This window comes from Candidatus Synechococcus spongiarum SH4 (genome assembly GCF_000586015.1).
Lineage (GTDB): Bacteria > Cyanobacteriota > Cyanobacteriia > PCC-6307 > Cyanobiaceae > Synechococcus_B > Synechococcus_B spongiarum_F.
The window spans coordinates 1-8,801 of the sequence record NZ_JENA01000053.1 but is presented as its reverse complement, the minus strand read 5'-3'; the positions used below and the strand labels follow the sequence as shown (position 1 = coordinate 8,801).

Sequence of the window (8,801 nt, the reverse complement as noted above, 5' to 3'; positions counted from 1 at the left end):
CGGCCAGGGGCTGGCCCCCCACCGTTTCCTCCAGGCGCAACTGCACCAGGATGCCCACGGCCACCTTCTCCCCATGGAGCCAGTGGCGGCAGGGGGCCAACTGGGTGAGCCCGTTATGAACCGCGTGGGCCGCGGCGGTGCGACAGCGGGCGCCGCCAAGGCCGCCGATGAGTCCGGCCGTGAGGCCACAATTCTCCACCACCCGCCCCCAGGCTGCACCGCCGGGGTGGGCAAGGGCGTCTTCACATTCCAGGAGCAACTGATCCCGCAGGAGCCTGGCCTGCTCCACCGCCTGGCGCACCAGAGCGTCCTGACTCTGACCACTGCTGAGGGACGCTTCATACCACTTGGCCATGGCGTCGGCAATGCCGCTGGCCATGGTGCGGGCCGGCGCCGTGGCAACGAGTTGATGGTCAAAGACCAGCAACTCCGGGCAGCGATCCAGAGACACGTCATGGATAAACGCCCCGGTTTCGCTGTAGACGTTGGCCAGGGCCGTCCATCCGGCACAGGTGGCCGCACTGGCGGGAATGGTGACGCAAGGGATCCCGCAGCGGTGGGCCAGCAACTTGCCAGCATCCAACACCTTGCCGCCCCCAAGGGCGATCACCCCATCAGCCTGAAGCTGACGGATGGCTGTTTCCAGCCGCAGGAGATCGGGATCACAACAGTCATGGCGCAGCAACAACTGCCGGGCTTGGGGAAGGTGGAGTTGTTGAGCCAGGGCTTGGCGGTGGGGGGCCACTGCCGGGGAGCGACCCAACAGCACCGGACGCCGTGTCAGGGCATGCAAGTGGGGCAGCGCCGCCCGGAGCGCGCCGGGGCCGCGCACCACCCGTTGTGGGGCAATGGCATGGGTGGCCGCCGGATCCACGGACCCGGCCACAGCAGGGGCGAACGGAGGGACATCTGCCATGGCCATGGGCTGAACCGAACGGGACGCTAGAGACTGACCGCCGAGGCCTCTTTTGTCTCGGGGAGGGTGGTGTCGGCCGGGCTGGTCGGCTGGCGGCGGATGACCACTTTTGTCTGATCATCCACGTCCACCAGGGCATGGTCGCCCTCTTTGATGGTTCCGTTCAAGAACTCTTCCGCCAGACTGTCCTCCAGCAGGCGCATCACGGCCCGGCGCAAGGGGCGCGCCCCATAGGAGGGATTATACCCTTCCTCCACCAGGCGATCCTGGAAGGACTCCGTGACGGAGAGGGTAATCTGCTTCTCCTGCATCCGCGCAAACACCTCCTTGAGCATGATGGCGGCAATCTGCTTCACTTCAGCCCGGGTGAGTTGACGGAAGACAATGACCTCGTCAAGGCGGTTCAGGAACTCGGGACGGAAGTAGTTTTTGAGTTCCTCGTTCACAAGGGAGCGAATCCGCGTGTAGCGGGCCTCCTCTTCATTGTCTTCGGAAAACTCGAATCCCAGGCCGCCGCCGCCTTTCTCGATGACCTTCGAGCCAATGTTGGAGGTCATGATCACCAAAGTGTTCTTGAAGTTGACCTTGCGACCCTTGGAATCCGTCAGATGGCCGTCTTCCAGGAGTTGAAGCAGCAGATTGAAGATATCCGGGTGGGCTTTCTCGATCTCGTCAAACAGAATCACCGTGTAGGGGCGCCGCCGCACTGCTTCCGTCAACTGGCCGCCTTCATTGAAGCCCACGTAGCCCGGTGGCGAGCCGATGAGCTTACTGACCGTATGACGCTCCATGTATTCGGACATATCCACACGAATCATGGCTTCCTCACTGCCGAAGAAGTAGGTGGCCAGCGCTTTGGTGAGTTCGGTTTTGCCCACGCCGGTGGGGCCGGAGAAGATAAAGCTGGCAATGGGCCGATTGGGATTCTTCAGGCCAACCCGGGCGCGGCGGATGGCCTTTGCCACCGATTTCACCGCTTCATCCTGGCCAATGAGACGCTGGTGCAGGGTGTCTTCGATGTTGAGGAGCTTCACCGACTCCTTCTCCGTAAGCTTCTGCACGGGCACACCGGTCCATGAGGCCACGATGGCGGCAATGTCGTCTTCCGTAACCAGAGGGGAGCCATCCGCCCCGAAGCTGGGATCGGTCTTGCCTGTGCCGGCCGCCGCCGCCGCGGTGGATTCCGTCTGGTTGCGGCTCCCTTGAATGATGTCGCGAATCTGCTGCTTCAACTTCACCTCCTGATCCCGCAACTGACCGGCCTTCGCGAAATCCTGGTCCCGCACCGCCTCATCCTTCTGGGCCAGCACCTGACGCAACTGTCGATCCAGATCCCGCGCCGCGCTGGGCAGCTTGGAGTTGAGCAGGCGCACCCGACTGCCGGCTTCGTCGATCAAGTCGATGGCCTTGTCCGGCAGGTAGCGGTCGCTGATGTAGCGGTCCCCCAGATTGGCTGCCGCAGCCAGGGCTTCATCGGTGATCTTGAGGTTATGGTGCTGCTCGTAGCGCTCCCGCAGTCCGTGGAGGATGGTGATGGTGTCCGCTACGGAAGGCTCGCCAACCGTGACCGGCTGGAAGCGGCGCTCCAGGGCGGCATCCCGCTCGATGTGCTTGCGATATTCATCCAGGGTGGTGGCGCCGATGCACTGCAGTTCACCCCGCGCCAGGGCGGGCTTGAGGATATTGGCTGCGTCAATGGCCCCCTCGGCGGCGCCGGCCCCGATGAGAGTATGCACCTCGTCAATCACCAGGATCACGTCGCCGGCGCTGCGGATTTCCTCCATGATCTTCTTGAGGCGCTCCTCGAATTCGCCGCGATACTTGGTGCCTGCCACCAGCAGGCCAATATCGAGGGTGAGCACCCTCTTGCCCTCCAGGATGCCGGGGATTTCCCCACTGGCAATGCGCTGGGCCAGCCCCTCGGCAATGGCTGTCTTGCCCACACCGGGCTCACCCACCAGCACGGGGTTGTTTTTGGTGCGACGCACCAGAATCTGAATGACCCGGTCGATCTCCTGCTGGCGCCCCACAACGGGATCCAGTTTGCTGTTGCTGGCCAACTGGGTCAGGTTGCTGCCGAACTCGTCCAGGGTGGGGGTCTTGTTGCCGCCTTTGCCGCCGCCACTGGTCACCTCGGCCGTTTCTCCCAACATGCGGATCACCTGGGTCCGCACCTTGGCCAGGTCCACCCCCAGATTCTCCAGCACCCGGGCCGCCACCCCTTCTCCTTCCCGGATCAGGCCCAGCAGCAGGTGTTCCGTGCCGATGTAGTTGTGGCCCAGTTGGCGCGCCTCCTCCAGGGAGAGCTCCAACACCCGTTTGGCGCGGGGGGTAAAGGGAATCTCAACAGCCACGAAGCCGGAGCCGCGACCGATGACCTTCTCCACCTCCACCCGCGCGTCCTTGAGGGTGACCCCCATGGACTTGAGCACCTTGGCCGCCACACCCGTTGCTTCGCCGATGAGACCCAGCAGGATCTGCTCCGTGCCAACGAAGTTGTGCCCAAGGCGGCGCGCCTCCTCCTGAGCAACCATGATGACCTTGATGGCTTTTTCCGTGAACCGCTCAAACATCCGTCGCAGGGACCTTGTCGTTGCAAGCTACCAGGGCCGGGCAACCGTTGGGGCAACCCGAGGAAGCAACGCCATGGCCAGATAACCGGCCCTGCCGGGTTTTCCACGGTTCAGATTTTCACCCCAGTTCCCCGTTGCCACCATGTCTTCGCCCCGCTTCCGCCCCTATGAAGAGGATATTGACCGGCAGAGTCCCAATCGCAACCTGGCGCCCGTCAGCGCTGAAGTTGACGCAGAGCAGCAACTGTGGGTGGGGGGTTGTCGCCTGGCTGATCTGGCGGCCCACTACGGCACACCCCTCTACGTGCTGGATGAAACCACCCTGCGGGCCGGTTGCCGGGCCTATCGCCAGGCCCTGACGAGTCACTACCCGGGCGAATCTCTTGTGCTGTATGCCTCCAAAGCCCATAGCAGCCTGGCCATGGCGGCTCTGATGACCAGTGAGGGGTTGGGGCTGGACGTGGTCTCGGCCGGGGAATTGCTCACCGCCATTGCCGGGGGCGCGAATCCCCGGAACATCGTCCTCCACGGCAACAACAAGTCCCGGGGGGAATTGGAGCTGGCCCTGGAGCACGGGGTGACCGTGGTGCTGGACAACTGGTGGGAACTGGATCTGCTGGAGCGCCTCTGTGGCCAGCGTGAGCAGCGGGTGCGGCTGCTCATCCGCTTCACGCCGGGGATCGAATGCCACACCCACGAGTACATTCGCACCGGCCACCTGGACAGCAAGTTCGGGTTTGACCTGGAGGAACTGGATGGGGTGCTACGGCGGCTGGCCATGGCGCCATGGGCGGAGGTGGCCGGGCTCCATGCCCACATCGGTTCCCAGATTTTCGAGCTACAGCCCCATGGGGACCTGGCGGCGGTCATGGTGAAGGCTCTGGGTCGGGCCAGGGATCTGGGGCACCGCCCCAGGGATTTGAACGTGGGCGGCGGCCTGGGGGTGCGCTACGTGGCCAGTGACGATCCCCCCGCCATCTCCGCCTGGGTGCAAACCGTAAGCGCCGCTGTGGCGGCCGCCTGTGGTCAGCAGAACCAACCCCTTCCCCGCCTGCTCTGTGAACCGGGCCGCTCCCTTGTGGCCACGGCGGGGGTGACCCTGTATCAGGTGGGCAGCCGCAAGGAGATCCCCGGGGTGCGCACCTACGTTGCCGTTGATGGGGGCATGAGCGACAATCCCCGTCCCATCACCTATCAATCCCGCTATACGGCCTGTCTGCCCCAACGCTGCCGGGACGCGGCCACAGAGACCGTCACCGTGGCAGGCAAGCATTGCGAATCCGGGGACGTGCTGCTCCACCACATCCCCCTGCCCCCTGTGGCCAGTGGGGATCTGCTGGCGGTCTTCGCCACCGGGGCCTACAACGCCTCCATGGCCTCCAACTACAACCGCATTCCCCGACCTGCAGCGGTGCTGGCGCATGGGGGGCAGGCCAGACTGGTGCAGCGCCGGGAAACCAATCAGGACCTGTTGCACTGGGACGTTTTGCCGGAGCACCTGGACCAATCCGGGCCTGTCCCAATAAGGTAGAGCCAGTTTGTTGCCGGCACGGCATGGTCTCGGGGCTCCTGCTGCCGCTGCTGCTGCTGACCCTCGATGTTCTACTGGCCTGCCTCCTTGGCGTTCTGGTGCTGAACAGAACCAGAAGACGGGGCATGGGCACACAGGTCCTGATCAGGGGCTACCTGCTCCTGGTGACCGTGGGCTGGCTGGTGCAGCAGGCCCGGGCGCCCATCTCCCTTCCCCTCACCGACAGGTTGATTCAAGCCCTGGTGCTGGTGTGCGGTTTGGCGTTGGCTTTCCTGCTGCAGTCGGATCTGCGTCGTCTTCTGGATCTGCTGGGCAGTGGCCGCTGGGGGCAACTCCTGGGGAGGAGCTCGACAAGCTTCTACAATCAGGATGCCGTGAGCGTGATCGCCGAGGCCGCAGGACGCATGTCTCAAAGTCGACGGGGCGCCTTGATTGTCGTGGATCTGGGCAGCGATCTGCAGGCTGATGATTTTCTGACCCCCGGCATTCCCATGGATGCCGTTCTTTCCATCGAACTGCTCCTCAACCTTTTCTCCGTCAACTCCCCACTCCATGACGGGGCTGTGGTGGTGCGGGGGGAACGGATTGTCTCCGCCGGGGTCATCCTGCCTCTGGGACGGCAAGGGGCCAGCCGCTTCGGCACCCGACACCTGGCTGCGGTGGGCATTACCGAGCGATTTGATCAATGCCTCTGTGTGGTGGTCTCGGAAGAAACCGGGACCATTTCCCTGGCGCATCAGGGACATCTGGAACGTCCCATCACCAGCAACCGCCTGAAAGAACTCCTGGGGATCGCCATGGAGCGTGTGGCTTGGGAACCGATCAAATCCACGGCCTGAATGCAACCCGTCAAAGCCCACACCGGGGACACCCATCCGTTGATGGCGCTGCCGGGCGATCTGGATCCCGCCCGTCTGCCGCGCCATTTGGCGGTGATCATGGACGGCAACGGCCGCTGGGCCCAACAACGCCGTCTTCCCCGGGTGCGGGGTCACCAGCAGGGGGTGCGGGCATTGAAGCGACTGCTGCAACTCTGTGGCCACTGGGGCATCCCAGCCCTCACCACCTATGCCTTTTCCACAGAAAACTGGCAGCGCCCCGATGAAGAGGTGAACTTTCTCATGACCTTGTTTGAGCAAGTGCTCAAACAGGAACTCAACGAACTGGATGAGGCCCGGGTCCGCTTGCGCTTCCTGGGGGACCTGGAGGCTCTGCCCTCGGGGCTACAGGAGCACATTGCCCGGGCCACTGCCCGAACTGCCCACCACAACAGGGTTCATCTGAATGTATGCACCAATTACGGGGGGCGCCATGAACTGGTGCAAGTGGCCCGGCGCCTGGCGCAGGACGTGCGGCAAGGGCTCCTGGACCCTGACGACATCAACGAGGCCCGGTTTGCCAACCTGTTGCTGACGGCGGGTGATCCTGATCCGGACCTGTTGATTCGCACCAGTGGGGAGTTCCGGATCAGCAACTTTCTGCTCTGGCAACTGGCCTATGCGGAAATCCACATTACCGACGTGCTCTGGCCGGATTTTGACCAAGCGGCCCTGGCCACCGCCCTTCGGGACTTTCAACAACGCCAGCGCCGCTATGGCGCCGTTCAATCCCCGCCGGCAGAGACGTAGCGGTGGAGGCCATAAGGTAAGGAGCGCTTTCCATGGGGCCATGACGCCGAGATACGACTGGACGGCACAGGAGGTGTTGAACCTGCTGCAAGCTCCCCTGGTGGATCTGCTCTGGCAGGCCCAGTCCGTTCACCGTCAGGTCAATCCCGGTTACACCGTGCAGTTGGCCTCCCTGCTGAGTGTGAAAACCGGCGGCTGCGCCGAGGATTGCGCCTACTGCTCCCAGTCTGCCCGCCACCCCGGGGCTTTGCCCACCCCTGCCCAGACCCTCGGCGTGGAGCAGGTGTTGGAGCAGGCCGCCGCCGCCAAGGCCGCTGGCGCCCATCGCTTCTGCATGGGTTGGGCCTGGCGGGAAATCCCCAACGGCCCGGCCTTCGAGGCCATGTTGGCCATGGTGCAGGGGGTGCGCGCCCTGGGCATGGAGGCTTGCGTCACCGCAGGGATGCTGACGGATGACCAGGCCCGGCGGCTGGCCGCAGCGGGGCTGACCGCATACAACCACAATCTGGACACGGGCCCCGCCCACTACAACCAGGTGATCACCACCCGCACCTACGGGGACCGCCTAGCCACGTTGCAACGGGTGCGACAGGCGGGCATCACCCTCTGCACCGGCGGAATTCTAGGGCTGGGGGAAACTGTGCAGGACCGGGCAGAGTTGCTGGTGGTTCTGGCCGGCATGAACCCTCACCCGGAGAGTGTGCCCATCAATGCCCTGGTGCCCATTGAGGGCACACCCCTTGCGGAGCAGCCCCCGGTGGATCCGCTGGAGCTGGTGCGCATGGTGGCCGCGGCGCGGATTCTCATGCCCCGTAGCCGGGTGCGCCTGAGCGCCGGCCGCGCCAACCTCAGCCGGGAAGCCCAACTGCTCTGTCTGCTGGCGGGAGCGGATTCCATCTTCTATGGAGATCGCCTCCTCACCACCCCCAACCCCGATCTCTCCAAGGATCAAGACCTGCTCCGGGCGGCCGGGGTGCGCTGGCAACAATCTCCGGCCCGCCAAACCGACGTGAGCCGGAAGCCGGGGCGGAGCCCCGGTCAGCCTGTCAGAGGGCGCCTCTGAACCCCTGAACCTCCCCCAACAAGGGCTCACTGCTGTGGGCGTGATAACTGCTGCGCACCAGGGGGCCGCTGCGCACCTGCCGGAAACCCATGGCGCGGGCGGCCTGGCCCAGGCGCTGGAAGTCCGCCGGCGTCCAGTAGCGCTCCACGGGGAGTTGATCCAGGGAGGGGCGCATGTACTGGCCCATGGTGATGCGATCACAATCCACCCGCCGTAGATCCCGGAGGGTGGCCAGCACCTCGGCTTCCCTCTCCCCCAGCCCCAGCATCAGACCGGACTTGGTGGGAATCTCCGGGGCCAGTTGTTTGCTCAGGGCAAGCAGCCCCAGGGAGCGGTGGTATTGGGCGCCGCGCCGCACCTGCCGTTGGAGCCGTTCCACGGTTTCCAGGTTGTGGTTGAAGCACACCGGCCGGGCCGCCAGCACCATGGCCAACCGTTGGCGCTGGGCGTTGTGGGCGGCGCCGGGTTCCCGGCGCCCACCCCAGAAATCGGGGGTCAGCACCTCAATGGCCACGGTGGGATCACGGCGGCGGATGGCCGCCATGGTCTCCACAAACAGGCCCGCCCCGTGGTCCGGCTGATCATCCCGCGCCACGGCCGTGAGCACCACGTAGCGCAATCCCAGATTGGCCACCGCCGCCGCCACCCTGTCTGCTTCCTGGGCATCCAGCGGCTGGGGCGCTTGGCCCTTATGCACCTGGCAGAACGCGCAACTGCGGGTGCAGATGGATCCCCCCAGAAGGAACGTGGCGGTTCCCGCGGCGTAGCACTCCCCCCGGTTGGGGCAGCGCCCCTGCTCACAGATGGTGTTGAGGCGAAGGCTCCGAACTTGTTCCTGCACCTGGGCCAGTTGGGACGCAGTGCCCAGGGGGCGCTGTAGCCAGTGGGGCAGGCGTTGCCGGGGGGGGACGGCGCGATAGGGGCTGGGCATCGGGACTCAAACCGGGTGACAGAATAGCGCGGCTGGCGGCCAGCCCTTCTCAGCCATCACGTCCACCGCCAGGGCAATCTGGCGGCGGGAGAAACACGTCTTGTGGGCATTCCATCCGTACACATCGGCAACCAACTGGTCTTGGGATTGCCTCCGAGA

At 64.7% G+C, this 8,801-nt stretch carries 7 protein-coding genes; 4 read left to right on the top strand and 3 right to left on the bottom strand.

The window, feature by feature from the left end:
• Both BG35_RS0103940 and BG35_RS0103935 read right to left on the bottom strand, forming a co-directional pair.
• The coding region (locus tag BG35_RS0103940) for an iron-containing alcohol dehydrogenase (RefSeq protein WP_080688010.1) at window positions 1-916 on the bottom strand (916 nt) is incomplete at its 3' end.
• Window positions 917-942: 26 nt separating this feature from the next.
• Window positions 943-3,489 carry an ATP-dependent Clp protease ATP-binding subunit gene (locus tag BG35_RS0103935; protein ID WP_025781797.1) on the bottom strand — a complete coding sequence of 849 codons (2,547 nt, stop codon included), beginning with the start codon at window positions 3,487-3,489 and terminating at the stop codon, window positions 943-945.
• A gap of 142 nt (window positions 3,490-3,631) precedes the next feature.
• On the opposite strand from BG35_RS0103935, the gene lysA reads away from it, so the two are divergent.
• Genes lysA through bioB form a run of 4 tightly spaced genes read left to right on the top strand, consistent with a single transcriptional unit; the run spans window position 3,632 to window position 7,711 of the window.
• Complete coding sequence (lysA, locus tag BG35_RS0103925; RefSeq protein WP_025781796.1) at window positions 3,632-5,020, top strand: diaminopimelate decarboxylase; 1,389 nt, start codon at window positions 3,632-3,634, stop codon at window positions 5,018-5,020.
• 23 nt (window positions 5,021-5,043) lie between these two features.
• Window positions 5,044-5,859, top strand: coding sequence for a diadenylate cyclase (locus BG35_RS0103920; RefSeq protein WP_025781795.1), 816 nt, complete (start codon window positions 5,044-5,046; stop codon window positions 5,857-5,859).
• Window positions 5,860-6,648 carry an undecaprenyl pyrophosphate synthase gene (uppS, locus tag BG35_RS0103915; protein ID WP_025781794.1) on the top strand — a complete coding sequence of 263 codons (789 nt, stop codon included), beginning with the start codon at window positions 5,860-5,862 and terminating at the stop codon, window positions 6,646-6,648.
• A gap of 40 nt (window positions 6,649-6,688) precedes the next feature.
• Complete coding sequence (gene bioB / locus BG35_RS0103910; RefSeq protein ID WP_025781793.1) at window positions 6,689-7,711, top strand: biotin synthase BioB; 1,023 nt, start codon at window positions 6,689-6,691, stop codon at window positions 7,709-7,711.
• Here bioB and lipA read toward each other — a convergent pair.
• Complete coding sequence (gene lipA / locus BG35_RS0103905) at window positions 7,695-8,642, bottom strand: lipoyl synthase (RefSeq protein ID WP_025781792.1); 948 nt, start codon at window positions 8,640-8,642, stop codon at window positions 7,695-7,697. The two genes, bioB and lipA, sit on opposite strands and share 17 nt — an antisense overlap.
• Window positions 8,643-8,801 lie beyond the last annotated feature (159 nt).

Coding starts and splice junctions, on each gene's coding strand:
- BG35_RS0103935 (WP_025781797.1), bottom strand. CDS start 3,489: ATGTTTGAGCGGTTCACGGAAAAAGCCATCAAGGTCATCATGGTTGCT.
- lysA (WP_025781796.1), top strand. CDS start 3,632: ATGTCTTCGCCCCGCTTCCGCCCCTATGAAGAGGATATTGACCGGCAG.
- BG35_RS0103920 (WP_025781795.1), top strand. CDS start 5,044: ATGGTCTCGGGGCTCCTGCTGCCGCTGCTGCTGCTGACCCTCGATGTT.
- uppS (WP_025781794.1), top strand. CDS start 5,860: ATGCAACCCGTCAAAGCCCACACCGGGGACACCCATCCGTTGATGGCG.
- bioB (WP_025781793.1), top strand. CDS start 6,689: ATGACGCCGAGATACGACTGGACGGCACAGGAGGTGTTGAACCTGCTG.
- lipA (WP_025781792.1), bottom strand. CDS start 8,642: ATGCCCAGCCCCTATCGCGCCGTCCCCCCCCGGCAACGCCTGCCCCAC.